Source organism: Streptomyces sp. NPDC005931 (genome assembly GCF_042871235.1).
GTDB lineage: Bacteria > Actinomycetota > Actinomycetes > Streptomycetales > Streptomycetaceae > Streptomyces.
This window is the reverse complement of sequence record NZ_JBIAIG010000004.1, coordinates 40,271-63,920: the sequence shown is the minus strand read 5'-3', so window position 1 is coordinate 63,920 and position 23,650 is coordinate 40,271. Positions and strand designations below refer to the sequence as shown.

Below are 23,650 nucleotides of genomic sequence, written 5' to 3'. Positions count from 1 at the left end.
CTCACCGGTGGGGCTCCCGAGGTGCCCGGGAGGGGGGTTACCGCCGGTTCAGACCGGGAATCGTACGGCTCCCGCGTGGGGGGTTCGTGCGGGTTCGGGGATGATCCGGAGCCGGGGACGTGCAGTGTCGGGGGGTACGCGAGGGTCACTCACGTTCGTTCCAGGATCGCCGTCACGCCCTGGTCGCCCGCCGCGCACACGGAGATCAGTCCCCGTGCCGGCGCGTCCCGTTCGGCGAGGAGTGCGGCCAGCGTCGCCACGATGCGGGCGCCGGTCGCGGCGAAGGGGTGTCCGGTGGCCAGGGACGAGCCGGCCACGTTCAGCCGCTTGCGGTCCACGGGCGCCAGGCCCCGCTTCTCCCAGGCCGCGAGCGTGGCGAGGACCTGGGAGGCGAACGCCTCGTGCACTTCGACCAGGTCGAAGTCCTCCATGCCGAGCCCGGCCCGCTCCAGCATGCGCGGGACCGCGTACGCCGGTGCCATCAGCAGACCGTCCTCGCCGCCCGCCACGTCCCCGGTCACGAAGTCCACGGCGGCCGTCTCGTACGCCGTCAGGTAGGCAAGCGGCGCCAGGCCGCGCGCCCGCGCCCACTCCTCGCTCGCGAGCAGGACCAGGGCCGCACCATCGGTCAGCGGGGTCGAATTGGCCGCCGTCATGGTTGGGTTGGGGTGATCGAGCCCGAACACCGGCTTCACCGCGGCCAGTTTCTCCACCGTGGAACCGGGGCGGAGGTTCTGGTCGCGGGCCAGTCCGCGGAAGGGCGTCACCAGGTCCTGGAAGAAGCCGCGTTCGTACGCCGCCGCCAGCCGCTGGTGACTGGCCGCGGCCAGCTCGTCCTGCGCCTCGCGGGTGATGTCCCAGGCGCGGGCGGTGACGGCGGCGTGCTCGCCCATGGACAGGCCGGTGCGCGGCTCGGCGTTGCGCGGGATGTCGGGGACGAGGTGACCGGGGCGCAGCTTCGCCAGGGCCCTGAGCCGGGCACCGGGCGACGTCGCCCTGCGGGCCTCCAACAGCACCTTGCGCAAGGCGTCGTTGACGCCCAGGGGTGCGTCGCTCGCCGTGTCGGCGCCGCCCGCGATCGCCGCCTCGGTCTGGCCCAGGGCGATCTTGTTGGCGGCGGCGATCACCGCCTGGAGACCGGTTCCGCAGGCCTGCTGGATGTCGTACGCGGGAGTGCGGGCGTCCAGCGCCGAGCCGAGCACCGTCTCGCGGGCGAGGTTGAAGTCCCGGCTGTGCTTGAGTACGGCACCGGCGACGAACTCCCCGACGGTGCCCGGAGCCCGGAGGCCGTACCGCTCGACGAGGCCGTTCAGCGCGGCGGTGAGCATCTCCTGGTTGGAGGCGGTGGCGTAGGGGCCGTCGGAGCGGGCGAAGGGGATGCGGCTGCCGCCGACGACCGCCACCCGCCGCACGGCGGCCGGCTTCGCTTCCAGGGGGCTCATCTCGACCTGCTCCTCACCGGTGACATAGGCTTACCTCCGGTAACCTTACTCCAGAGTAAGCCCCGTTGGGAGTCGCACATGGCCGACCGCTGTCTGAGCTTCACCGGCACCGCGCCCGGCCGCTTCCTGACCCGGCGCCTGGGCCTGCCCCGGCCCGCGGTCCTGAAGCGCTGGTCACCCGAGCGGCCGGACCTGGAAGGCGGTCTGCTCCATCTCACCGCGGGCGCATCGGCCCTCGTCCGCCTCGCCCCCGTCCTCGCCCGTACGGGGCTCGGCCCGGACGACACGGGCCGGCCGGCCGCCGTCGTGCTGGACGCCACCGGCGTCCGGGACGTGGACGGACTCGCCGGGGTGCACGCGGCACTGCATCCCGTCGTACGGTCCGTCGCCACCGGCGGCCGGGTCGTCGTGCTCGGCGCCCCGCTCGACCCCGCGGACCACCACCAGGCCGCCGCCCAGCAGGCGTTGGAGGGCTTCACCCGCTCCCTCGGCAAGGAGATCGGCGGGGGCAGGACCGCCAACCTCGTCCGCCTCACCGACGCCCGCGCCGCCGAGTCCACCCTGCGCTTCCTGCTCTCCCCCAGGTCGGCCTACGTCAGCGGCCAGGTGATCGCGACCGGCGGCCAGGACGCCACCGCCCCCGACGACTGGAACCGCCCCCTCGCCGGACGCACCGCCCTGGTGACCGGCGCGGCGCGCGGCATCGGCGAGGCGGTCGCCGGGACACTGGCCCGCGAGGGCGCCCGGGTCGTCGTCCTGGACGTGCCGCGGGCCGAGCAGGACGCCCGGCACGTCGCCGAACGGCTCGGCGGCACCGCGCTCCCGCTCGACATCACCGCCGCCGACGCGGCCGCCCGCATCGCCGAGGCCCTCCCCGACGGCCTCGACGTGCTGGTCCACAACGCCGGCGTCACCCGTGACCGGCGGTTGGCCAACATGCCCGCCGACCTGTGGCACGCGGTGCTGGACGTGAACCTGGGGAGCGTGCTGCGCACCACCGACGCGCTGCTCTCCGCCGGGACCCTGAAGCCGGGCGGCCGGATCGTCGCCACGGCCTCCATCGCGGGGATCGCCGGGAACACCGGCCAGACCAACTACGGGGCGAGCAAGGCCGGCATCACCGGTCTGGTCCGCTCCCTCGCGCCGCGGGCGCTCGCCGGGCACGGGGTCACGGTGAACGCGGTCGCACCGGGCTTCATCGAGACCCGGATGACGGCGGCCGTCCCCCTGCTCATCCGGGAGGCGGGGCGCCGGATGAACTCCCTCGCCCAGGGCGGGCTGCCGGCCGACGTCGCCGAGACCACCGCCTGGCTCGCGCACCCGGCCTCGGGCGCGGTCAACGGGCAGGTCGTCCGCGTCTGCGGCCAGAGCATGCTGGGAGCGTGATAACGATGACGTCCGCGCCGACCGTACGGCTGGCCTCGCTCCCCGCCCTCGCGCCGCTGCTCGCCCGCGGCGTCCTGCTCTCCCCCTTCAAGCGGCTCCGCCCCGACGCCGTTCCTCCGCGCACCCGGCTGGTGCTGCCCGGTCTGCGGGTCGACCTCGCCCGGCTGGCGGCGTACGAGCGGGTGTGCGGCTTCCCGACCGGGGCGGACGCGCTGCCGGTGACGTATCCGCACGTGCTGGGCTTTCCCGCGGCCATGCGGTTGATGAGCGGGCGGGACTTCCCGCTGCCGCTGCTCGGCCTGGTCCACACGTCGCTCCGCATCACCCGGCACCGGACCCTCACGGCCACCGGCGACTACGAACTCACGGTGTACGTGGAGGGGTTGATCCCGCACCGGCGCGGCACGGAGGCCACCGTGGTCACCGAACTGCGGACGGCGGGCGGTGCCGTCGTGTGGGAGTCGCGCAGCACGTACCTGGCCCGGCACAGGACCGCGGACGTGCCCGGCCCGCGCCCGGAGGAGAGCCGGACCGACCCCCTGCCGGCCGTCGCCGAGTGGCGTCTGGCGGCCGACGCCGGGCGGCGCTACGGTGCCGCCTCCGGCGACCGCAACCCCATCCACCTGCACCCGCTCACCGCCCGTCTCTTCGGCTTCCCCCGCGCGATCGCGCACGGCATGTGGACCGTGGCCCGCTGCCTGGCCGAACACGGCACTCCCGACGCGGTGGTGGTGCGGGCGGACTTCAGGGCGCCGGTGCTGCTGCCGGGCACGGTGACGTACGCGGCCGAGGGCCCACGCTTCGAACTGCGCGCCCCGGACGGCAGGGTCCACCTCACCGGGGACGTGCGCCGCGCGTGAGCCGCCGGCGCGCCCGGCCGCGGGACGCGAGCCACCGGGAGCGCCGGACCCTCACGCACGAACCATCGGCGCCTCCGCACCGCCAGGCGTGAGCCGCAGCGGCGTGCGGACCGGCACCCGCGAACCACCGGCGCGTCCGGGCCCTCACGCACGACCCACCGGCGCTACGCACCGCCCCTGTCATCGTCCGGCGGTGACCAGCGGTGCCCCGCCATCAGGTCGCCCAGTCCGGCCCAGGCGAAGTTCATCAGGGTCGCCGCCGCCTGACGTGCCGTGACGCCGGGGGTGGAGTTGGCCCAGTCGGCGAGGGACTCGGCCGCGCCGACCAGCGCCTCGGCGAGCCCGGCGACCTCGGTCTCGGGGAGGTCGGGGTTCCGGTGGGCCTCGCGCGCGGCGTCGAGGATGAGCCGGGTCACCAACGCGACGATCTCCTCGCGCATCACGGTGACTTCGGCGGCGAAGGCCTCGCCGTGCGTACGGGCCTGGAGGTGCAGCACCGACCAGCCGTCCGGATGACGCGCCGTGTGCGTGAAGAACGCGGTGAGCCCGGACCAGAGTTGGCGGTCCGCGGGCAGACCGGACCGGGCTCCCGCCCGCACGGCCTCGGTGAGGGCCTCGGCCTCACGGCGGATGCAGGCGGTGAAGAGGTCTTCCTTGGAGTTGAGGTACAGGTAGACCAACGGCTTGGACACACCCGCCAGTTCGGCGATCTCGTCCATCGACGCGGCCATGTAGCCGCGTCGGCCGAAGGTCCGTACGGCGGCGTCCAGCATCTGCTGTTCACGGACCGCACGCGGCATCCGCTTGGTCTTCACGGCACCCATGGCACACAGCGTACGGTCCGCCCGCCCGGCGGCGGTTGTCGTTCCCCCGGCGGCCACCGTCACTCCCCTGCCGCACTTCCTCACCACGGCCGGGGCGAAGGCGAGGGGCGCCGCCCGGCACGGTTACCTTCGGTAGTGTGCCGGGGGCGCCCCTCGTGCCGCGAGCGGGCAGGATCAGGCCGCGGCTGCCACCGGCCGGGGCTCGTCGGCCGGGAGGTCGTCGACGGGGGAGGCGTGGACGGTGTCGTACGCCTCACGGTCGAGCAGGCCCTCACGTGCGGAGACGAGGACCGGCACCAGGGCTTGTCCGGCGACGTTCGTGGCCGTGCGGATCATGTCCAGGATCGGGTCGATCGCCAGCAGCAGACCCACGCCCTCCATGGGCAGGCCGAGGGTGGACAGGGTGAGGGTCAGCATGACCGTGGCGCCGGTGAGGCCGGCCGTGGCGGCGGAGCCGACCACCGAGACGAATGCGATCAGCAGGTAGTCACCGACGCCGAGCTGGACGTCGAAGATCTGCGCGACGAAGATCGCGGCGATGGCGGGGTAGATCGCGGCGCAGCCGTCCATCTTCGTGGTCGCGCCGAACGGCACGGCGAAGGACGCGTACTCGCGCGGCACGCCCAGGCGCTCGGTGACCTTCTGGGTCAGCGGCATGGTGCCGACCGAGGAGCGGGAGACGAAGGCCAGCTGGATCGCGGGCCAGGCGCCCTTGAAGAACGGGAGCGGGTTGGCCCTGGCCACGGTGGCGAGCAGCGCCGGGTAGACGCCGAACAGGACGATCAGGCAGCCGACGTAGATGTCGGCGGTGAAGGTGGCGTACTTGCCGATCAGGTCCCAGCCGTAGGTGGCGATGGCGTTGCCGATCAGGCCGACGGTGCCCAGGGGGGCGAGGCGGATGACCCACCACAGGGCCTTCTGGAGGAGCTCCAGGACGGACTCGCTGAGGGTGAGTATCGGCTGGGCCTTCTCGCCGAGCTGGAGGGCGGCGATGCCGGCGACGGCGGCCATGAAGACGATCTGGAGCACGTTCAGCTCGGTGAACGGCGTGATCACGTCGGTGGGCACGATGCCGGTGAGGAAGTCGATCCAGGAGCCGGTGGTCTCGGGCTTCTGCCCGTCGGCCGGGGTGAGGCCGGTGCCCGCGCCCGGGTTGGTGACCAGGCCGATGACGAGGCCGATCGCCACCGCGATCAGCGAGGTGATCATGAACCAGAGGAGGGTGCGCGAGGCCAGGCGGGCCGCGTTGTTCACCTTCCGCAGGTTGGTGATGGAGACGAGGATCGCGAAGAACACCAGGGGTGCGACGGCGAGCTTGAGCAGGCCGACGAAGGTGGCGCCGATCTTCTCCAGGGTGGTGACGAGCCAGGAGACGTCCTGGCTGCGGGCGAGCCAGCCGAGCAGGACGCCCAGGACGAGGCCGGCGAGTATCTGGGCCCAGAAGGGTGCCCTGAAGGGCAGCCGAGAGGGCTTCGTGTTCGTGGACACGGACATGCTCCGTAAAGGGGACGCGTGCGGAAGGTGACGTGGACTCGGGTGGGGCGGGACGTCAGGGACGACAGTTCGCGGCGGTGACCCGGCAGAGGTCCACGTGCAGGCGCGCCACGAGCGGAACTCTCCGGGGCGTGGGGAACACGGCTGCTGACTTCACCCGTCGACCTTAACACCTGAACTTTGAGGCCCTCAAAGCCTCACTTTGAGAGGCGGGAATCGTTATCGACCCTCAAAACGCAAAACGCCCCGGTTTCCGGGGGTTTCGGAAACCGGGGTGCCGTACGTCCTGCGTGCGTGTGACGGACCTTACGAGCTCTGGCCCTGCGCCTGCTGTCCGCTCGTGCGGGTGGCGTCGTCGGCGACGTCCTCCTGGTTGCGGTTGGCCTCCAGGTTGGCCTTCACCCGGTCCACGCGCTGCACGATGCGCTCGGAGGCGCGGTCCCGCTCCTTGCGCAGCACGACGAAGCTGATCGGTGCGGAGAGAAGCAGGGCGAGCAGGATGATCCACAGCCCGTTGGAGTCGCCGAGGCCGCGCGGGGCGATGCCGGAGTAGACGAGACCCCAGACGACCACGAGGCAGCCCACGAAGATGCCGAGGCGCATCAGTGTGTAGCGGAGCATCCCATCCACTCTTCCGTGCGTACGGTCGGAACGTCCCAAACGGACACCGTCCAGTGAAGCACGACCGGTGCCGGATCTTTCAGCGGGGTGCGGCCCTCAGGTCAGCGGGAGCATCATGGCCACGTCGTCGCGCTCGTCGCCCGGGGCGACGCGGATCGCGCCGGGCACCCGGCCGACCTCCCGGTAACCGCAGGAGGCGTAGAAGCGCTCCAGGCCGAGACCGCCGCGGCAGCTGAGGCGTATCGCCTCGATGCCGTCGAGGCCGCGGGCGGCCTTCTCGGCGGCGGCGAGCAGCTCGCGCCCGTACCCCTTGCCCTGGTGACGAGGGTGGACCATCACCGTGTACAGCCACAGCCAGTGCGTCATCAGCCGGTGGGTGTTGAAGGTCAGGAACGCCGTCGCGGCGACCCGGCCGCCGTCGTCGTGCCCGACGAGCAGGCGGGAGCGCTCCTCGGCCATCGCCACGAACTGCCGCACCAGCTCCGGACGGATCTGCTCGCGCGTCACGGGCGGCACGAAGCCGACGGCTCCGCCCGCTTCGGTGACGTCGGCCCACAGGTCGAGGATGCCGTCGCGCAGCTCCGGGGTCACGGCGGGGTCGAGGGTAAAGGTAATGGGCATGGACGGATCCTAGCCCTTACCCCAGTGCTTGCGCCGCCACCTTCAGGTCCGTCACCAGCCCCCGGTACGCCCCGTCGCGGTCGTCGGCCCGCAGCACCGCCGAGGGGTGCACGGTGGGCACCAGCCGCTCGGGGCGGCCGTGGATCTCCTCCTCCAGCACCGTGCCGCGCACCTGGGTGACCCGGAACGACGAGCCGAGCAGCGCCTTCCCGGCGGTCGCCCCGAGGACGACGATCAGCTCCGGCTCCACGACGGCCAGCTCGGCGGCGAGCCACGGCCCGCACGCGGTCATCTCGCGCAGGACGGGCGCCTTGTGGATGCGGCGCTTGCGGGGCTCGGCCTGCGTGAACTTGAAGTGCTTCACCGCGTTGGTGACGTACGCCTCGCCCGGATCGATGCCCGCCTCGCTCAGCGCCCGGTCGAGCAGCCGCCCGGCCGGTCCGACGAACGGTCGGCCTTGGCGGTCCTCCTGGTCACCGGGCTGCTCCCCGACGAGCATCACCCGCGCGTCGGCCGCCCCGGCGCCGAACACGGTCTGCGTGGCGTCCCGGTGCAGCGGGCAGCCCCGGCAGCCGGCGGCGGCCCGGCGCAGCTCGTCCAGGCCGGCGCCGTCCGGGACGAACGGCTCGGCGGTGTACGCGTCCTCGGGTGCCTCGGTCACGGCCATGGACCCCGGGTACCCGGTCCCCGGCGGGCGTCACGCCGACGCCGGAGCTTCAGACCCGCATCGGCTGCGGGGACTCCCTGCGGGCCGGGTCCGGGCCGTCGTACTCGCGGATGATCTCGTAGCGGGTGTTGCGCTCCACCGGGCGGAAACCGGCGTCGCGGATCAGGTCGAGCAGGTCCTCGCGGGTCAGCTTGTCCGGGGTGCCGTAGTTGTCCGCGTCGTGAGTGATCTTGTACTCGACGACCGAGCCGTCCATGTCGTCCGCGCCGTGCTGGAGCGCGAGCTGGGCGGTCTGCACGCCGTGCATGACCCAGAAGACCTTGACGTGCGGCACGTTGTCGAACAGCAGCCGGGAGACGGCGAAGGTCTTCAGCGCCTCCGCGCCGGTGGCCATCTGCGTGCGTGCCTGGAGCCGGTTGCGCACCTTGCCGTCCTTCATGTCCACGAAGTCGTGCTGGTAGCGCAGCGGGATGAAGACGTGGAAACCACCGGTCTCGTCCTGCAGTTCACGCAGCCTTAGCACGTGGTCCACGCGGTGGCGCGGCTCCTCGATGTGGCCGTAGAGCATGGTGCACGGGGTCTTCAGCCCCTTCTCGTGCGCCAGCCGGTGGATGCGCGACCAGTCCTCCCAGTGGGTGCGGTGGTCGACGATGTGCTGCCGCACCTCCCAGTCGAAGATCTCGGCGCCGCCGCCGGTGAGGGACTCCAGGCCCGCGTCGATCAGCTCGTCCAGGATCTCGCTCGCGCCGAGCCCGGAGATGGTCTCGAAGTGGTGGATCTCGGTGGCGGTGAACGCCTTGAGGGAGACGCCCGGCAGGGCGGCCTTCAGCTCGCGCAGGGACCGCGGGTAGTAGCGCCACGGCAGGTTCGGGTGCAGGCCGTTGACGATGTGCAGCTCGGTCAGATTCTCCGACTCCATCGCCTTGGCGAGCTTCACCGCCTCCTCGATGCGCATCGTGTACGCGTCCTTCTCCCCCGGCTTGCGCTGGAAGGAGCAGTAGGCGCAGGAGGCGGTGCACACGTTCGTCATGTTGAGGTGACGGTTGACGTTGAAGTGGACGACGTCGCCGTTGAGCCTCGTGCGCACCTCGTGCGCCAGCCCGCCGAGCCACGCCAGGTCGTCCGACTCGTACAGCGCGATGCCGTCCTCGCGGGTCAGGCGCACGCCCGCCCGCACCTTCTCCTCCAGCTCGCGCTTGAGCCCGACGTCCATGCGGTTACCCCTTTTCTGAGACAGACTCCGTCAACCGTACGCCCGCGGTCTCAGACCTCTTCGGGCAGCTCACCGACGCGGTTCTCCCACTTGGTGGAGAGCACGATGGTGGTGCGGGTGCGGGAGACGCCCTTGGTGCCGGACAGCCGACGGATGATCTTCTCCAGTCCGTCCACATCGGTGGCCCGCACCTTGAGCATGAAGGAGTCGTCGCCGGCGATGAACCAGCAGTCCTCGATCTCCTTCAGGTCCCGCAGCCGCTGGGCCACGTCCTCGTGGTCGGCCGCGTCGGACAGCGAGATGCCGATCAGGGCGGTGACGCCGAGGCCGAGCGAGGCGGCGTCCACGGTGGCGCGGTAGCCGGTGATGACACCGGCCGCCTCCAGCCGGTTGATGCGGTCGGTGACACTGGGTCCCGACAGGCCGACGAGGCGCCCCAGCTCCGCGTAGGAGGCCCGGCCGTTCTCCCTCAGGGCCTGGATGAGCTGCCTGTCCACCGCGTCCATGCGATCGAAGCCTTCCGCTGAAGAGGTCTGAAAGTTCCTGAAGCGTAGTGAGGGGGGCCGGAGACGTAGTGAGTGGTGCCGGGCCCGCTCAGGTGGTGCGGGATCCGCCGCCGAGTTCGCCCTCCCAGCGGCGGTAGAGCCGGTGCCGGACGCCGGCCGCGTCGAGTACGCGTCCGGCGACGAAGTCCACCAGGTCCTGGATGTGCGTCGCGCCCGCGTAGAAGGCCGGCGAAGCGGGCACCACGGCCGCGCCCGCGTCGTCGAGGGCGACCAGGTGCCGCAGCGTCTGGCCGTTCAGCGGGGTCTCCCGCACGGCCACGACCAGTGTGCGCCCCTCCTTCAGGGTCACGCTCGCCGCCCGCTGCAACAGGTCCTTGGACAGCCCGAGCGCCACCCCGGCCACGCAGGCCGTGGAGGCGGGCACGATCAGCATGCCCTTGCTCGGGTACGAGCCCGAGGAGGGCCCGGCCGCCAGGTCGCCTGCCGCCCAGTACCGGACGTCCTCGAGGTCCACGGAGAAGGTGTCCGGCTTTCCGTCGGCTCCCCGGGACAGCCATTGGCGCAGGTCGTCACGCCAGTGGGCGTCCCGGAAGGAGATGCCGGTCTCGTCCAGCAGGGTCAGCCGCGAGGCCCGGCTGACGACGAGGTCGACGCTCTCCCCCGCCGCCAGAAGCGCACGCAGCACAGCGGCTGCGTAGGGAGTCCCGGACGCGCCGGACACCCCCACGATCCAAGGCTTGCGCTGCGATTCTCCTGCGTTCACAACTCGAGCCTACCGGCGTGCGGGGTGCCGCCCGCGCTCAGGAACCCCCGCACGCCGTCAGGATCCGCGCGCCGCGTCGTCGGGGGGTGCCTCCACGGGCCGGCGGCGAACTCCGCAGCGCGCCCGCACGGCACCTACACCGTCAGCCCGCGCACCAGCAGGTCGAGGAGCGCGCACACGAACAGGGCGATGCCGATGAAGCCGTTGACGCTGAAGAACGCCCTGTTCAGCCGGGAGAGGTCGTGCGGCCGGACGATGGAGTGCTCGTAGACGAAGGCGCCCGCGACGATCAGCAGGCCCAGCCAGAAGAAGGCGCCGGCGCCGGTGAGGACGGCGTACCAGGCGAACAGGGCCGTCGTCACCGCGTGGCAGGCGCGGGCGGCCCGGACCGCGGCCGGGATGCCGAACCGGGCCGGGACGGACTTGACGCCGGCCGCGCGGTCGGCGTCGACGTCCTGGCAGGCGTAGATCAGGTCGAAGCCGCCGATCCAGATGCCGACCGCGAGGCCCAGGACGACCGCCTCCCAGGACCAGGCGCCGGTGACGGCCAGCCACCCGCCGACCGGTCCCATGGCCTGGGCCAGACCCAGGATGGCCTGCGGGAAGTCGGTGAACCGCTTGCCGTACGGATACACCACCATCGGGATCACCGCGACGGGGGCGAGCGCCAGGCACAGCGGGTTGAGCAGGGCCGCCGCGGCCAGGAACACGGCCAGGGCGATCAGCGCGCCGGTCCAGGCGTGCTTCACCGACATCGCGCCGGTGACCAGCTCGCGCTGGGCGGTGCGCGGGTTACGGGCGTCGATCTCGCGGTCGATGATCCGGTTGGCGGCCATCGCGAAGGTGCGCAGGCCGACCATCGCCAGCGTGACCAGCAGCAGCTTGCCCCAGTGGATGTTCCTGTCCCACGCGAACATCGCGGTGAGGGAGGCGATGTAGGCGAAGGGCAGCGCGAACACCGAGTGCTCGATCATCACCAGGCGCAGGAACGCCTTCGTGCGTCCGGGCTGCCGGGGCAGCGCGGCGGAGGCCGAGGTCACAGGCCGTACTCCTTCCAGCGGCGGTCGACCAGAGCGGCCGTCTCCGGGTCGGACTCGACCATGTCGGGCCAGCCGCCGTCGCGCGTGTACCCCTCCTCGGGCCACTTCCTCGTCGCGTCGATGCCCGCCTTGCCGCCCCAGAACTGCTGGTACGAGGCGTGGTCGAGGTGGTCGACGGGGCCCTCGACGACGGTGAGGTCGCGCGCGTAGTCGGTGTTGCCGAGCGCCCGCCAGGAGACCTCGTGCAGGTCGTGCACGTCGCAGTCGGCGTCGACGACGACGATCAGCTTGGTCAGCGACATCATGTGGGCGCCCCAGATGGCGTGCATGACCTTCTGCGCGTGCTTGGGGTACTTCTTGTCGATCGAGACGATCGCGCAGTTGTGGAAGCCGCCGGACTCGGGGAGGTGGTAGTCCACGATGTCCGGGACGATGATCTTGAGCAGGGGCAGGAAGAAGCGTTCCGTCGCGCGGCCGAGCGGGCCGTCCTCGGTCGGCGGACGGCCGACGACGATCGACTGGAGCAGCGGGCGCCTCCGCATCGTCACGCAGTCGATCCGCAGGGCGGGGAAGGGCTCCTGCGGGGTGTAGAAGCCGGTGTGGTCGCCGAACGGGCCCTCGGGAAGCATCTCGCCGGGCTCCAGCCAGCCCTCCAGGACGACCTCCGCCTGCGCCGGGACCTGGAGCGGGACCGTCTTGCAGTCGACCATCTCGATCCGCTTGCCCTGCACGAACCCGGCGAAGAGGTACTCGTCGATGTCGCCGGGCAGCGGGGCGGTGGAGGCGTAGGTCACGGCGGGCGGGCAGCCGAAGGCGATGGCGACGGGCAGCTTCTCGCCGCGGCGCGCGGCGACCTGGTAGTGGTTGCGGCTGTCCTTGTGGATCTGCCAGTGCATGCCGATGGTGCGCTTGTCGTGGCGCTGGAGGCGGTACAGGCCGAGGTTGCGGATCCCGGTCTCGGGGTCCTTGGTGTGGGTCAGACCCAGGTTGAAGAAGGAGCCGCCGTCCTTGGGCCAGGTGAACAGCGCCGGGAGCTGCTCGAGGTCCACGTCGTCGCCGCGCAGGACGACCTCGTGCACGGGCGCGTCCTTCACCTTCTTCGGCGGGACGTGCGTCATCGCGCCGAGCTTTCCGAAGGCCTCGCGCACGCCGACGAAGCCGTGCGGCAGCTCGGGCCTGAGCAGGCCGCCGATCTTCTCGGAGATCTCCGCGTACGACTTCAGACCGAGGGCCTTCAGCAGGCGGCGGTCGGTGCCGTACACGTTCATGGCGAGGGGCATGCTCGCGCCGCGCACGTTCTCGAAGAGCAGCGCGGGACCGCCGGCCTTCTGGACCCGGTCGACGATCTCACCGACCTCCAGATACGGGTCGACCTCGGCCTTGATGCGCTTGAGGTCGCCCTCGCGCTCCAGCGCCCTGAGCAGGGAGCGAAGATCGTCATAAGCCATGGGGTCAAGTATCCCCGAGCGGCTACCCTGGCCCTGTACCTGGGGGCCGCGCCGGGTCCCCGCCGATCCTCTGTCTGGAGAGCCCCATGCTCCGGGTGCTGATGTTCCTCGTGCCACTGGCACTGAGCGTGTACGCGTTCATCGACTGCATCAGTACGCAGGACGAGGACATCCGTCACATCCCCAAGCCACTGTGGGCGATCCTCGTGCTGCTGTTCCCGCTGGTCGGCTCGATCTCGTGGATCATCGCCGGCAAGAAGCGGCACCCGGCGGGCGGTGGCGCCGGTTCCGCCCGGAGCCGGGGCGGGCGGCAGCAGTGGGTGGCCCCGGACGACAACCCCGAGTTCCTCAAGTCGCTGAACGACGACCGGGACGACGACCCGGACAAGGACAAGGACAAGCGGGACCGGGGCGAGTGAGGGGGCCGCGGCTTCTCGTCACCTCCGAGAAGGCCGGGCTCCGTCCGTACGGGTGCGACGCCCCCGACCGTTCCCGGGGGCCGGCTGCCGCCCGCGCGGTATGACCGGCCGAGGCCGCGGAAGGCCCCGGGGCATCGCCCTGCGCGGGCCGCGGGACGACGACGGGCGGCCCAGGGCGCTGTCGGGCGACCTCGGGCGGAATCGGGCACGGTCCGCGCGCGGCTGCGTCCCCGGCGCCGCGGGCCGCGGTCCGGGCTGCGGTGGCGTCAGGCGCTCTCCAGCAGCGCGATCAGGCGCTCGAAGCGGATCCGCCAGCGCTGTTCCGTCTCCTCCTCGCCCTGGAACTCGTGGGTGAAGCGCAGGGCGGAGCCGTCCTCGCCGTCGCGTTCCAGGTGGAATCTGATCCGTCCGCCGTCCACCGTGTACTCGGCGACCCGGTCCACGTCCCAGGCGGTGACCTGCCCGCTGCCGAGCCCTTCCAGGGTGACCTCGCCGCCGAGCCGCGGTTCCAGCACCGGTGCGGGGGTGAACCAGCCCGCGAGACCCTCCGGTGTGGCGAGCGCGGGCCACACCCCGGCCATGGGCCGCGGCAGCCGGACCAGGAAGTGCAGGATGTGCGTGTTCCCGTGGGTCTGACTGGTGCCCTGCTCGATGGAACCGGCCATGACACCAGCCTGACCCCGCCGGGAACCTTTCGCACGCGGTTGCGGCCGCTGCCCGGCGCTGCCCACCAGCGCCCGGCGCAGTACCCCCGCCTCACACCCGTCCGTACGACGAAGGCCGGTTCCCTATGACCTGGGTCACAGGGAACCGGCCTCGGTGGCGACGGGATCAGAGGCCGGTGGCCCGGAGCACGCCCAGGCCGACGTCGGCGTAGGAGTGCTTGCCGGAGACGAAGATGTTCACGCCGTAGTAGTTGAAGAGCCAGCAGCCGAAGGCGAGGAGGGCCAGGTAGGCGGCCTTGCGGCCCTTCCAGCCGGCGGTGGCGCGGGCGTGCAGGTAGCAGGCGTAGGCGACCCAGGTGATGAAGGACCAGACCTCCTTGGGGTCCCAGCCCCAGTAGCGGCCCCAGGCGTCGCCCGCCCAGATCGCGCCCGCGATGATCGTGAACGTCCAGAGCGGGAAGACGGCCGCGTTGACCCGGTAGGCGAACTTGTCCAGCGAGGCGGAGGCGGGCAGCCGCTCCATGACGGACGTGGCGAAGCTGCCGGGCTTGCCGCCGGTGGCCAGCTTGTTCTCGTAGGAGTCCTTGAAGAGGTACAGGATCGCGCCGACCGCGCCGACGTAGAAGACCGCGCCGCACAGGATCGCGGTGGAGACGTGGATGTACAGCCAGTACGAGTGGAGCGCCGGGACCAGCTGGTCGCTCTCGGTGTACAGGACCGTGACGGCGAGGCCGAGGTCGAGCAGGACCGACGTGGTCAGGAACAGGCCGAGCCAGCGCACGTTCTTCCTCAGCGCCAGCAGCAGGAGGTACACGCCGACGGCCGTGGTGGAGAAGGTGATGTTGAACTCGTACATGTTGCCCCACGGCGCCCGCTGCACGGACAGCGCGCGGGTCAGCACCCCGCCGAACGCGAGCAGGAAGGCGAGCACGGTGAGGGAGATCGCGATCCGGCCGTAGAGGTCGCCCTGCTCGTCCCCGCCGTGCGCCCCGGGGCCGTCGGGCACGTCCCGCGATCCGCTCGCGGCGCGCACGACCACCTTCGGCCGCTCCAGGACGGCGGTGCCGCCGGCCTTGCGCACCGTGACGGTGGGTGCGTTCCTCGCCTGCCCGCCGGGGGTGAGCGCGGCGGCGGTGCGGGCGACCTTGCTGCGGCTGCCGAAGAGCCATTCGGCGATGTACGCGAAGAAGGCGAGGGTGTAGACCGCCATCGCGGAGTAGATCAGGAGGTTGCTGATCTCCGCGAGGTTCTCGTTGGTCGCGGCGGCGAGGGTCACTGCTGCTCAGCCCCTTCGGCAGGTACGGCTTGAGGGTCGGTGGGATCGGAGGGTCCGGGGCCGGCGTCGTCCGGGGCCGGGACACCGGGTGCGTGTGCGTAGAGGGTGCCGGCCAGGTCGCCCAGTTCCTCGGGCACCTTCGCCGACTCGCTGCGGCCGAGCCCGGCCATCTCCACGACGGTGACACCGTCGGCGCCGCGGACCGCGCGCACCCACACGCGGCGGCGCTGGATGAACAGAGAGCCGGCCAGACCGCCGATCGCGGCGACGGCACCGCCGAGGGCCCAGCCGCCGCCCGGCTCCTGGACGACCTGGAAGCCGGCCCACTCCTTGATGTCCTTCTCGAAGGTGACCGAGCCGGCGCCGTTCGGGAGCTTCATGGTCTCGCCGGGCATCAGCAGCTGCTTGAACAGCTCGCCCTTGTCGTCCTTGAACTCCTTCATCTTGCTCTTGTCCATCTGGTACACGCTCTGCGGAATGCCGGAGTCGGCCTTCAGGTCACCGTGGTAGGCGGACAGCGCGAGCACCGGATAGTTCAGCGCCGGGAACTGGGAGAGCATCGTGCCGCTGGCCGAGCCGCCGAAGGTGGGCACGAAGAAGGCGTTGAAGCCGAGCTGCTCCTTCCTGCCCTCGGGGTTGCGGTAGCCGTCGAGGACCTTGACGACGCCGGAGGAGGTGACGTTGGCGTCGAGCGGGAGCAGCGGCACGGCGTCCTGGTGGACGATCTCGCCCTTGCCGTCGCGGACGGTCACGACGGGCGCGTAGCCGTGGCTGACCAGGTAGACCTTGGCGTCGCCGATCTCCAGCGGCTCGTTGACCTTGATCCTGGTCGTCCGCTCCGCGCCGTCGGCGCCCTCCGTGTAGGTGACGTCGGCCTGGTAGAGGCGCGGGGTGCCCTTGTTCGGGCCCGTGCGCTCGTAGGTGCCGGTGAAGTCCTTCAGGTCGAAGCTGAACGGCTCCAGGTCGTCGGTGGTGAAGAGGTTGCCGGACTTGAAGTCGTCGTACTGCGTGAGCGTGTTGGAGAAGCCGTCGCCCTCGACGATCAGCTTGTTGCCCTCGGACTTGAACAGCTGGCCCCAGCCGAAGGCGACCAGCATCACGATCAACGCGATGTGGAAGACGAGGTTGCCGACCTCACGCAGATAGCCCTTCTCGGCGGCGACCGCGTCCCCCACGACGTGGGCACGGAAGCGGCGCTGCTTCAGCAGGGCCAGCGCGGCCTCGCGGACCTCCTCGGGCTCGGCCCCGGTGCGCCAGGTGGTGTGGGCCGGCAGCCGGGTCAGCCGCTTCGGGGCGCCCGGTGGGCGTCCGCGCAGCTGGCCCACGAACTGCCAGGTGCGGGGCACGATGCAGCCGATGAGGGAGACGAACAGCAGGATGTAGATCGCCGAGAACCACACCGAGCTGTAGACGTTGAACAGGCCGAGCTTGTCGTAGATCGGCGCGAGGACGTCGTGCCTCTCGCGGAAGTCGGCGACCTTGGTCTCGTCGATCCCGGTCTGCGGGATGAGCGAGCCGGGGATCGCGCCGAGCGACAGCAGCAGGAGCAACAGCAGCGCGACCCGCATGGAGGTCAGCTGCCGCCAGAACCAGCGGGCCCAGCCGATGACGCCCAGGGAGGGCAGGGTGGGCGAGTCCTCGGTGGGGGCGGTGGACAGCTGGGAGGCCGCGGCGCCGAGGTCCTGGTCGTCACCGGCCCTCGGCGTCTCGTCGGTCGTCGTCTTGCTCATCGGGTCAGATCCCCACAGTGAAGCCGTTGGACCAGGTCTGCATCTCCGCCACGAGGCTGTCCCACACGCCGGTCAGCAGGAGCACACCGGTCACGATCATCATGGTGCCGCCGATGCGCATGACCCAGGCGTAGTGCCGCTTGACCCAGGCGAAGGCACCGAGCGCCTTGCGGAAGGCGACGGCGGCCAGTACGAAGGGCACGCCCAGCCCCAGACAGTACGCGACGGTCAGTACGGCGCCGCGTCCGGCGCTCTCCTGCTGCGTGGACAGGGTCAGCACGGAGGCGAGGGTGGGGCCGATGCAGGGGGTCCAGCCGATGCCGAACAGGGCACCGAGGACGGGGGCGCCGACCAGGCCGGTCGCCGGGCGCTGGTGGAAGCGGAACTCCCGCTGCGTGAGCCAGGGCATCAGCCCCATGAAGAAGACGCCCATGAGGATCATGAAGACGCCGAGCACCTTGGACAGGACGCCCGACTGCTCCTGGAGCGTCTGCCCGAAGTAGCCGAAGAAGGCACCGCCGGAGACGAACACGGCGGTGAAACCGAGGACGAACAGGGAGGCACCGGCGACCATACGGCCGCGCCGGGCCTCGGCCAGGTCGGTGCCGGAGACGCCGGTGACGTAGGAGAGGTAGCCGGGCACCAGCGGCAGCACGCAGGGCGAGAAGAAGGAGACGAGCCCGCCGAGCAGGGCGATGGGGAGGGCGACCAGCAGGGCGCCGTTGAGCACCGTGCCGTTGTAGCCCGTCTCGGCGGCGAGCGTGTGCAGCGACGTCACGTCACTTCTCCGCGACGACCGGCTCGAGCATCTTCAGCAGGCGCTCCTCGCTGAGCGGGGACAGCGAGCGGGCGGCGATCCTGCCCTCCCGGTCCAGGACCAGGGTCGAGGGGATGGCCTGCGGGTTGAGGGTGCCCTTCTCGAAGCGGAGCATCAGCTTGCCCGTGGGGTCGTACAGGCTCGGGTAGGGGACGTCGAAGTCCTCCTCGAAGGCCCGGGCGGCCCTGATATTGGTGTCGCGCGTGTTGATGCCGACGAACTGGACGCCCTGGTCGGCGAAGTCGTTGGCGACCTTGGTGAAGTACTTGGCCTCCGCGCGGCACGGGTTGCACCACGAGCCCCAGACGTTCAGGACGACGACCTTGCCCTTGTAGTCGGCGACGTCGACCCGCTTTCCGTCGACGGTCTCCCCCGACAGCTCGGGCGCAGCGGCGCGCTCGCCCTCGGCGGCGGTGGCGATGCCGTCGGTGCCGGTGACGAAGTTGGTGTTGCCGCCCCCTCCGGATGTCCCGCCCGATCCGCACGCGGTGACGAGCAGTGCGGTCACGGCGGCACCAGCGCTCAGGGCGGCACGGCGGCGGACAGTCACCTGGGCGGCACGGTTCGGGCGCTGGGGGGCGCGACTGGCGGCACTCATGTGAAAAGTTTCGCATGTCCGTTCCGGGGATCTTGCGCACCCCCCTCGCGGGCGGAAACCCGCTCATCAGGGCGGTGTACCCCCCGCCGGATTCAGGCGGTGGAGCCGGTGTCCTTCGTGAACCCCTGCCAGCCACCGGCAGGTTCCTGCCCGACCTCCAGGGTGCGCAGCTTCGCCAGTACCTCGGGCCGCTGCACGTCCAGCCAGTCGACGAACTGCCGGAAGGAGACGAGCCTCACGTCGCCGCCCTTCTCCTTCTCCCGTGCGATGTGCTTCAGGGCCTGCTCCACGGCGTCCATGTAGATGCCGCCGTTCCACTGCTCGAAGTGGTTGCCGACGAAGAAGGGGGCCCGGTTCGTCTCGTACGCCCGCTCGAAGCCGGAGATGTACGCCTGGGCGGCCTGCTCGCGCCAGCGGGGGTGGTTGTGGGCGGGGGCGTTGGTCGAGTTGAGGGACTGGTTGGCGAGCATGTTGTAGTCCATCGACAGGACCTCGAAGGAACGTCCGGGGAAAGGTATCTGCTGCAGGGGAAGGTCCCATATGCCCTGCTTCTTCTCCGGCCAGACCTGACGGCCGCCGGGCGAGGAGGCGTCGTAGCGCCAGCCCAGCTCACGGGCGGTGGGCAGCAGGTTGTCCCGGCCGAGCAGACAGGGTGTGCGGCCGCCGACCAGTTCCTTGTCGTAGTCGAACGGCAGGGGTTCGAGGTCCGTCCAGCCGGTGTTGGTCCGCCACTGCTTGACGAACGACTTCGCCTGGTCGATCTCGCTGCGCCACTGCCGGGGCGTCCAGTGGGCGACGCTGCCGGATCCGGCGCAGAAGTGGCCGTTGAAGTGGGTGCCGATCTCGTGGCCCTCGAGCCAGGCGCGGCGGACGTTGCGCAGCGTGTCCTTGATGTGGTCGTCGGTGAGGTACCCGATGTCGGAGGCGCCGCGCGGGTTGTTCGGCGGGTCGTAGAGCCGCTTCTTCGATTCGGGCAGCAGGTACACGCCCGAGAGGAAGAACGTCATGTGCGCGCCGTGCTCCTTGGCGAGGTCCAGGAAGCGCGGGAAGAGCCCGTTGCCGACCTCGCCGGCCCCGTCCCAGGAGAAGACGACGAACTGCGGCGGGGTCTGCCCCGGCTCCAGCGGCACCGGCCCGGACGGCTGGTGGGGCTGCTTGCCGGTGTAGACGGTGGAACCGTCGCCGATCGGGCGGGCGGTGGCCGCGGGCGAGGGCTTCCCGGTCCGGCCGTCCCCGCGGGAACCGCCGCCGCGGGCCGGACCGTCCGAGCCGGTGTGGCCGCCGCAACCGGTCAGCGAGACGGCGGCCGCGGCACCCGCGCCGAGGCCGAGCATTCCCCTACGGGTCAGAGTGCGCATGGCATCCCCGTTCGTCACGTCCTCTGGTGGTCACCCATTCAGAGGACGTGACGAAGGGGGAGGTTCCCGGCGAATGCGGAGGTTTCGCAACGGATGTCACGGGGGTGTGCCGACGGTGCGGGGGCGGGGTCGAGTCCGTCCCCGAGGTGGGTACGACGCCCGGGCCGCCCCGGTGCGGGCACGGAGCCCGGGGCCGCCCCGGTGTCGGCGAGGCGGCCCGTGGACTACGCCCCGAAGGCCTTGTCCTTCCCCCGCACCGGCTTGGCGCCGGCGAGCAGGTGGGCGGGGACGAGGTCGCGGGCCGGCTCGCTGTAGCCGACGGAGACGATCCGGTCGCCCTGGTACGTGAAGGTGGTCAGCGAGGCGAGGGTGCACTGCCGCCTGCGCGGGTCGTGCCACAGCCGCCGCCGCTCGACGTAGGACCGGACGATCCAGATCGGCAGCTGGTGGCTGACCAGCACCGCCTCGTGCCCGCGCGCCGCGTCCTTGGCCGCGTTCAGCGCGCCCATCATGCGCACGACCTGGTCGACGTACGGCTCACCCCAGGACGGCTTGAACGGGTTGACCAGGTGCCTCCAGTTCTCCGGTCGGCGCAGGGCACCGTCGCCGACGCCGAAGGTCTTGCCCTGGAAGACGTTGCCGGCCTCGATCAGCCGCTCGTCGGTGGCGATGTCCAGGCCGTGCGCCTTGGCGATGGGCTGGGCCGTCTCCTGGGCCCGCTCCAGCGGGGAGGCGACGACGTGCGTGATGTCGCGGGGCGCGAGGTGCTCGGCGACCCGGTCGGCCATGCGTCGGCCCAGCTCGGAGAGGTGGTAGCCGGCGAGACGGCCGTAGAGGATGCCGTCCGGGTTGGCGACCTCGCCGTGCCGCATCAGGTGGACGACGGTGATGTCGCCGCTCCCCGCGTTCCCGGTCGTGTCCGTGGTGCCGCTCATGCCGTCGCCTCCGCCGCCGCCCGGGCCGCCGCCGGGAGGGCGTCCGCGATCCGCTGGACGGCCCGCTCGTCGTGCGCGGTGGAAACGAACCAGGACTCGAAGGAGGACGGCGGCAGGTAGACGCCGTTCGCGAGGAGGGAGTGGAAGAAGGCGGTGAAGCGGAAGGACTCCTGCGCCTTGGCCTCCTCGTAGGTGCGCACCGGCCGGTCGGTGAAGAACACGGAGAACATGTTGGAGGCGTTCTGCAGCGTGTGCGCGACGCCCTCCTTGGCCAGCGCCTCGGTAACGAGGGACTGGATCTGCGCGGAGACCGCGTCGATCTTCTCGTACGCGGCGTCGTCGAGCAGCCGCAGCTGGGCGAGCCCGGCGGCGGTGGCGACGGGGTTCCCGGACAGCGTGCCGGCCTGGTAGACGGGCCCGGCCGGGGCGAGGTGGGCCATCACGTCGGCGCGCCCGCCGAAGGCCGCGGCCGGGAAGCCGCCGCCCATCACCTTGCCGAAGGTCATCAGGTCCGGCCGCACCCCGTCCACGCCGTACCAGCCGGCGCGGCTGGTCCGGAAGCCCGTCATCACCTCGTCGGAGATGTAGAGGGCGCCGTTGGCGGCGCAGGCGTCCTTGAGCCCCTGGTTGAACCCGGGCAGCGGCGGTACGACGCCCATGTTGCCCGGGGACGCCTCGGTGATCACGCAGGCGATCTCGCCGGGGTGGGCGGCGAACGCGGCGTGCACGGCGTCGAGGTCGTTGTACGGCAGCACGATCGTGTCGCCGGCCTGGGCGCCGGTGACGCCCGGGGTGTCCGGCAGCGCGAAGGTGGCGACACCGGAGCCGGCGGAGGCGAGCAGCGAGTCGACGTGCCCGTGGTAGCACCCGGCGAACTTGACGACCTTGGTGCGCTGCGTGAACCCGCGCGCGAGCCGGATGGCCGACATGGTCGCCTCCGTACCGCTGGAGACGAGCCGCACCTGCTCCAGCGGCTCGATGCGGGCGACCATCTCCTCGGCGAGCGCGACCTCGCCCTCACCGGGCGTACCGAAGGACGTACCGCGGGCCACGGCCTCCTGCACGGCGGCGATCACCTCGGGATGCGCGTGCCCGAGGATCATCGGCCCCCAGGAGCACACGAGGTCGACGTACTCCCGTCCGTCGGCGTCGGTGAGATACGGACCGCTGCCGGACACCATGAACCGGGGCGTGCCGCCGACGGCGCGGAAGGCGCGCACCGGTGAGTTCACACCACCGGGCGTGACGGCCGAGGCACGGTCGAACAGCGCCTGCGAGGCTTGGGCTTCGTATGGATATGGCAGTTCGCTCATGACCTGCGACTTCTCCGACCTCTCCGACTTCTCGGACTCCGGGTGCGAGTGACTCGTTCAGGGTAGGCCAGGGCCGGTGCGCCCCCGGCGAGCCCGCCCCCGCACGGGCTCGCCGCCGTCGGCCCCTCCTGGGGCATCCGGACCCCGGAACTACCGTGATCTGCGAAACTGTCGTCTGATACACACAGCTCACACGGCCCGGGGCGGTCGGAGGCTGCGAAGGCCCCCGCGGGCAGATGTTTCACCGCACGTTTCGGCGGGCGGCCGTGGGGGAGGTCACTGACACGATGATCGGGTTGCGCGGCGGGGGCCGCGCGTCCTAGAAAAGCAGTCGGGTGGAGATATGCATCGCGGTGGCGGACTGGGCGAGGGGACCGATGACCTGGGTCCTCGACGTGCCCGGCGGGGAAGGCACCGGCGCGAAGCGGAGGAGACGGACAACCGGGACGAGATGCGTCCGGCACATGGTGTACCGAGCGAGCCCGAGCGGACGGACCGTCTGATCGACGGACGGATCGGCCGGCTGGGGCCGGGGAGCAGGAATGGTGGTCGGGTGGGGGTGACGTACAAGTACTTCGGCGCGCCGGACGGCGCGACCGCGGCCCGTGTCCCGATCTCGATGCGTCCCGAGGAACTCGGCGGCGACGAGCTCGGCATGAACGGCATGTTCACCAAGATCAAGCCGGAGACCATGGCCGCGATGGTCCTGACCGGCATCGAGGGCGTCCCCCTGCACAAGGTGCCCCCGCTGGAACTGGTGGTCCTGCATCCCGACTACGCCGTGGTCAAACTCCCCATGACGGTCGTCGACCCCCTGCGCGGCATCGGCGAGGAGGCGGTCGGCGCGGCGGCCTTCATCTGGTCCACGGTCCCGGACCGGGGCGGTCCGCGGGACGCGTTCAACGTGTACCAACTGCTCCACGAGTGGCAGGACTTCTCGCATCGGTTGCACGAGGCGGGGCACCAGCCCTACTGCCTGGTGTGGCCCTGATCCGGGGTTTCGTGGGGGCCGGGCGGGGTCTTCGGACCTCCCCGGACGAATGACACCATCACAGGAGCAGCACGGGCATCCTGTCGAAGTGCCTGCTCCCCACTGCCCTCCCCTTGCCGTCGACGACCGTGGCAACGCCCTGGTCTCCCTCGTCCCGGGGGTGGAGGACAAGCCGCCCAGGAACGCCCCCCTGCCCCTTGCCCTGGTGGCCCTGTGGCACGGCGATCGCGTTCTGATGGCCTTCAACACCTTCCGGCAGACCTGGGAGTTGCCGGGCGGACAGATCGACCCCGGCGAAACCCCCCGCCAGGCGGCCGCGCGTGAGTTACTGGAGGAGACCGGCCACGGACCCGAAGGGCGGCTCTGCTTCGTCGGCTTCGCCGGCTTCGTCCTCGAGCCCGACCAACGTGCCGAATACGGTGCGCTGTTCACCGGCCACGGCGCTGACGTGTCGCCGTTGTTCCAGCCCAACGACGAGGTCGCGGCCATCCGGTGGTGGGACCTTCGGGAGTCCTTGCCCGGGCGACTCCAGCCACTCGACGCCTGCCTGGCCGAACTCAGCCGCAGCGCGCTGCCGAGCACCTCACGGGGCACAGCCGGAGTTTCGGGAAAACCAGCTCGGAGGGTTCATCGAAAGCGCTGATCTCCAGCGCGGCAGTGGCT

General features: G+C 71.3%; 25 protein-coding genes. 5 read left to right on the top strand and 20 right to left on the bottom strand.

The window, feature by feature from the left end; translation table 11 throughout:
• Positions 1–149: 149 nt before the first annotated feature.
• Positions 150–1,442 (bottom strand): acetyl-CoA C-acetyltransferase, encoded by a 1,293-nt coding sequence (locus ACFYOV_RS11335; RefSeq protein ID WP_389085819.1) that lies wholly within the window; start codon positions 1,440–1,442, stop codon positions 150–152.
• Positions 1,443–1,520: 78 nt separating this feature from the next.
• On the opposite strand from ACFYOV_RS11335, the gene ACFYOV_RS11330 reads away from it, so the two are divergent.
• Entirely contained in the window at positions 1,521–2,828 is a 1,308-nt protein-coding gene (locus tag ACFYOV_RS11330; protein WP_389085816.1) for a 3-oxoacyl-ACP reductase, read from the top strand.
• 5 nt (positions 2,829–2,833) lie between these two features.
• Positions 2,834–3,688, top strand: a complete 855-nt coding sequence (locus tag ACFYOV_RS11325) for a MaoC family dehydratase (RefSeq protein ID WP_389085814.1) — start codon at positions 2,834–2,836, stop codon at positions 3,686–3,688.
• Positions 3,689–3,852: 164 nt separating this feature from the next.
• Here ACFYOV_RS11325 and ACFYOV_RS11320 read toward each other — a convergent pair whose 3' ends face one another.
• The 11 genes from ACFYOV_RS11320 to ACFYOV_RS11270 all read right to left on the bottom strand — a co-directional run bounded on the left by ACFYOV_RS11320 (position 3,853) and on the right by ACFYOV_RS11270 (position 12,885).
• Positions 3,853–4,512, bottom strand: coding sequence for a TetR/AcrR family transcriptional regulator (locus ACFYOV_RS11320; protein WP_389085811.1), 660 nt, complete (start codon positions 4,510–4,512; stop codon positions 3,853–3,855).
• A 174-nt stretch (positions 4,513–4,686) separates the two neighbouring features.
• Positions 4,687–6,006: a dicarboxylate/amino acid:cation symporter gene (locus ACFYOV_RS11315; RefSeq protein WP_389085809.1), complete on the bottom strand. Its 1,320-nt coding sequence runs from the start codon at positions 6,004–6,006 to the stop codon at positions 4,687–4,689.
• Between the two features lie 55 nt (positions 6,007–6,061).
• Entirely contained in the window at positions 6,062–6,148 is an 87-nt protein-coding gene (locus tag ACFYOV_RS11310; RefSeq protein WP_389087031.1) for a putative leader peptide, read from the bottom strand.
• Positions 6,149–6,312: 164 nt separating this feature from the next.
• On the bottom strand, positions 6,313–6,627 hold the full coding sequence (locus ACFYOV_RS11305) for a DUF4229 domain-containing protein (RefSeq protein ID WP_389085806.1): 315 nt from the start codon (positions 6,625–6,627) through the stop codon (positions 6,313–6,315).
• A gap of 96 nt (positions 6,628–6,723) precedes the next feature.
• Positions 6,724–7,248: a GNAT family N-acetyltransferase gene (locus tag ACFYOV_RS11300; RefSeq protein WP_389085804.1), complete on the bottom strand. Its 525-nt coding sequence runs from the start codon at positions 7,246–7,248 to the stop codon at positions 6,724–6,726.
• 16 nt (positions 7,249–7,264) lie between these two features.
• Positions 7,265–7,915 carry a UdgX family uracil-DNA binding protein gene (locus ACFYOV_RS11295; RefSeq protein ID WP_389085801.1) on the bottom strand — a complete coding sequence of 217 codons (651 nt, stop codon included), beginning with the start codon at positions 7,913–7,915 and terminating at the stop codon, positions 7,265–7,267.
• Between the two features lie 49 nt (positions 7,916–7,964).
• Complete coding sequence (mqnE, locus tag ACFYOV_RS11290) at positions 7,965–9,128, bottom strand: aminofutalosine synthase MqnE (protein WP_389085799.1); 1,164 nt, start codon at positions 9,126–9,128, stop codon at positions 7,965–7,967.
• A 50-nt stretch (positions 9,129–9,178) separates the two neighbouring features.
• A complete protein-coding gene (locus ACFYOV_RS11285; protein ID WP_389085796.1) occupies positions 9,179–9,634 on the bottom strand; it encodes an Lrp/AsnC family transcriptional regulator in 456 nt (151 codons plus the stop codon).
• An 88-nt stretch (positions 9,635–9,722) separates the two neighbouring features.
• Entirely contained in the window at positions 9,723–10,397 is a 675-nt protein-coding gene (locus ACFYOV_RS11280; protein WP_389085794.1) for a UbiX family flavin prenyltransferase, read from the bottom strand.
• Between the two features lie 134 nt (positions 10,398–10,531).
• Complete coding sequence (gene mqnP / locus ACFYOV_RS11275) at positions 10,532–11,437, bottom strand: menaquinone biosynthesis prenyltransferase MqnP (RefSeq protein ID WP_389085791.1); 906 nt, start codon at positions 11,435–11,437, stop codon at positions 10,532–10,534.
• Positions 11,434–12,885 (bottom strand): menaquinone biosynthesis decarboxylase, encoded by a 1,452-nt coding sequence (locus ACFYOV_RS11270; protein ID WP_389085789.1) that lies wholly within the window; start codon positions 12,883–12,885, stop codon positions 11,434–11,436. Before ACFYOV_RS11270 ends, mqnP begins: the two co-directional genes overlap by 4 nt.
• A gap of 86 nt (positions 12,886–12,971) precedes the next feature.
• Between ACFYOV_RS11270 and ACFYOV_RS11265 the strand changes: the two genes are divergently transcribed.
• On the top strand, positions 12,972–13,304 hold the full coding sequence (locus ACFYOV_RS11265) for a PLD nuclease N-terminal domain-containing protein (protein WP_389085786.1): 333 nt from the start codon (positions 12,972–12,974) through the stop codon (positions 13,302–13,304).
• 266 nt (positions 13,305–13,570) lie between these two features.
• Here ACFYOV_RS11265 and ACFYOV_RS11260 read toward each other — a convergent pair whose 3' ends face one another.
• From ACFYOV_RS11260 to hemL, 8 genes are all read right to left on the bottom strand, one after another.
• A complete protein-coding gene (locus ACFYOV_RS11260; protein ID WP_389085784.1) occupies positions 13,571–13,969 on the bottom strand; it encodes an SRPBCC domain-containing protein in 399 nt (132 codons plus the stop codon).
• A 166-nt stretch (positions 13,970–14,135) separates the two neighbouring features.
• Complete coding sequence (gene ccsB / locus ACFYOV_RS11255) at positions 14,136–15,245, bottom strand: c-type cytochrome biogenesis protein CcsB (protein ID WP_389085781.1); 1,110 nt, start codon at positions 15,243–15,245, stop codon at positions 14,136–14,138.
• Positions 15,242–16,975, bottom strand: coding sequence for a cytochrome c biogenesis protein ResB (locus ACFYOV_RS11250; protein ID WP_389085779.1), 1,734 nt, complete (start codon positions 16,973–16,975; stop codon positions 15,242–15,244). The genes ccsB and ACFYOV_RS11250 overlap by 4 nt, the downstream gene beginning before the upstream one ends.
• A gap of 4 nt (positions 16,976–16,979) precedes the next feature.
• A complete protein-coding gene (locus tag ACFYOV_RS11245; protein ID WP_389085776.1) occupies positions 16,980–17,753 on the bottom strand; it encodes a cytochrome c biogenesis CcdA family protein in 774 nt (257 codons plus the stop codon).
• A gap of 1 nt (position 17,754) precedes the next feature.
• Entirely contained in the window at positions 17,755–18,390 is a 636-nt protein-coding gene (locus ACFYOV_RS11240; protein WP_389085774.1) for a TlpA family protein disulfide reductase, read from the bottom strand.
• A 92-nt stretch (positions 18,391–18,482) separates the two neighbouring features.
• A complete protein-coding gene (locus tag ACFYOV_RS11235; RefSeq protein ID WP_389087028.1) occupies positions 18,483–19,724 on the bottom strand; it encodes a hypothetical protein in 1,242 nt (413 codons plus the stop codon).
• Positions 19,725–19,972: 248 nt separating this feature from the next.
• Positions 19,973–20,683 carry a histidine phosphatase family protein gene (locus tag ACFYOV_RS11230; protein ID WP_389085771.1) on the bottom strand — a complete coding sequence of 237 codons (711 nt, stop codon included), beginning with the start codon at positions 20,681–20,683 and terminating at the stop codon, positions 19,973–19,975.
• Complete coding sequence (hemL, locus tag ACFYOV_RS11225; protein ID WP_389085769.1) at positions 20,680–21,996, bottom strand: glutamate-1-semialdehyde 2,1-aminomutase; 1,317 nt, start codon at positions 21,994–21,996, stop codon at positions 20,680–20,682. The genes ACFYOV_RS11230 and hemL overlap by 4 nt, the downstream gene beginning before the upstream one ends.
• Positions 21,997–22,549: 553 nt before the next feature.
• Here hemL and ACFYOV_RS11220 point away from each other — a divergent pair.
• Positions 22,550–22,987, top strand: a complete 438-nt coding sequence (locus ACFYOV_RS11220; protein ID WP_003974483.1) for a hypothetical protein — start codon at positions 22,550–22,552, stop codon at positions 22,985–22,987.
• Positions 22,988–23,147: 160 nt separating this feature from the next.
• A complete protein-coding gene (locus ACFYOV_RS11215) occupies positions 23,148–23,630 on the top strand; it encodes an NUDIX hydrolase (RefSeq protein WP_389085766.1) in 483 nt (160 codons plus the stop codon).
• Positions 23,631–23,650 lie beyond the last annotated feature (20 nt).

Bases quoted from the DNA above. Each gene is read 5' to 3' on its own strand.
- ACFYOV_RS11335 (WP_389085819.1), bottom strand. From the start codon at position 1,442: ATGAGCCCCCTGGAAGCGAAGCCGGCCGCCGTGCGGCGGGTGGCGGTC.
- ACFYOV_RS11330 (WP_389085816.1), top strand. From the start codon at position 1,521: ATGGCCGACCGCTGTCTGAGCTTCACCGGCACCGCGCCCGGCCGCTTC.
- ACFYOV_RS11325 (WP_389085814.1), top strand. From the start codon at position 2,834: ATGACGTCCGCGCCGACCGTACGGCTGGCCTCGCTCCCCGCCCTCGCG.
- ACFYOV_RS11320 (WP_389085811.1), bottom strand. From the start codon at position 4,512: ATGGGTGCCGTGAAGACCAAGCGGATGCCGCGTGCGGTCCGTGAACAG.
- ACFYOV_RS11315 (WP_389085809.1), bottom strand. From the start codon at position 6,006: ATGTCCGTGTCCACGAACACGAAGCCCTCTCGGCTGCCCTTCAGGGCA.
- ACFYOV_RS11305 (WP_389085806.1), bottom strand. From the start codon at position 6,627: ATGCTCCGCTACACACTGATGCGCCTCGGCATCTTCGTGGGCTGCCTC.
- ACFYOV_RS11300 (WP_389085804.1), bottom strand. From the start codon at position 7,248: ATGCCCATTACCTTTACCCTCGACCCCGCCGTGACCCCGGAGCTGCGC.
- ACFYOV_RS11295 (WP_389085801.1), bottom strand. From the start codon at position 7,915: ATGGCCGTGACCGAGGCACCCGAGGACGCGTACACCGCCGAGCCGTTC.
- mqnE (WP_389085799.1), bottom strand. From the start codon at position 9,128: ATGGACGTCGGGCTCAAGCGCGAGCTGGAGGAGAAGGTGCGGGCGGGC.
- ACFYOV_RS11285 (WP_389085796.1), bottom strand. From the start codon at position 9,634: ATGGACGCGGTGGACAGGCAGCTCATCCAGGCCCTGAGGGAGAACGGC.
- ACFYOV_RS11270 (WP_389085789.1), bottom strand. From the start codon at position 12,885: ATGGCTTATGACGATCTTCGCTCCCTGCTCAGGGCGCTGGAGCGCGAG.
- ACFYOV_RS11265 (WP_389085786.1), top strand. From the start codon at position 12,972: ATGCTCCGGGTGCTGATGTTCCTCGTGCCACTGGCACTGAGCGTGTAC.
- ACFYOV_RS11260 (WP_389085784.1), bottom strand. From the start codon at position 13,969: ATGGCCGGTTCCATCGAGCAGGGCACCAGTCAGACCCACGGGAACACG.
- ACFYOV_RS11250 (WP_389085779.1), bottom strand. From the start codon at position 16,975: ATGAGCAAGACGACGACCGACGAGACGCCGAGGGCCGGTGACGACCAG.
- ACFYOV_RS11240 (WP_389085774.1), bottom strand. From the start codon at position 18,390: ATGAGTGCCGCCAGTCGCGCCCCCCAGCGCCCGAACCGTGCCGCCCAG.
- ACFYOV_RS11235 (WP_389087028.1), bottom strand. From the start codon at position 19,724: ATGCTCGGCCTCGGCGCGGGTGCCGCGGCCGCCGTCTCGCTGACCGGT.
- ACFYOV_RS11230 (WP_389085771.1), bottom strand. From the start codon at position 20,683: ATGAGCGGCACCACGGACACGACCGGGAACGCGGGGAGCGGCGACATC.
- hemL (WP_389085769.1), bottom strand. From the start codon at position 21,996: ATGAGCGAACTGCCATATCCATACGAAGCCCAAGCCTCGCAGGCGCTG.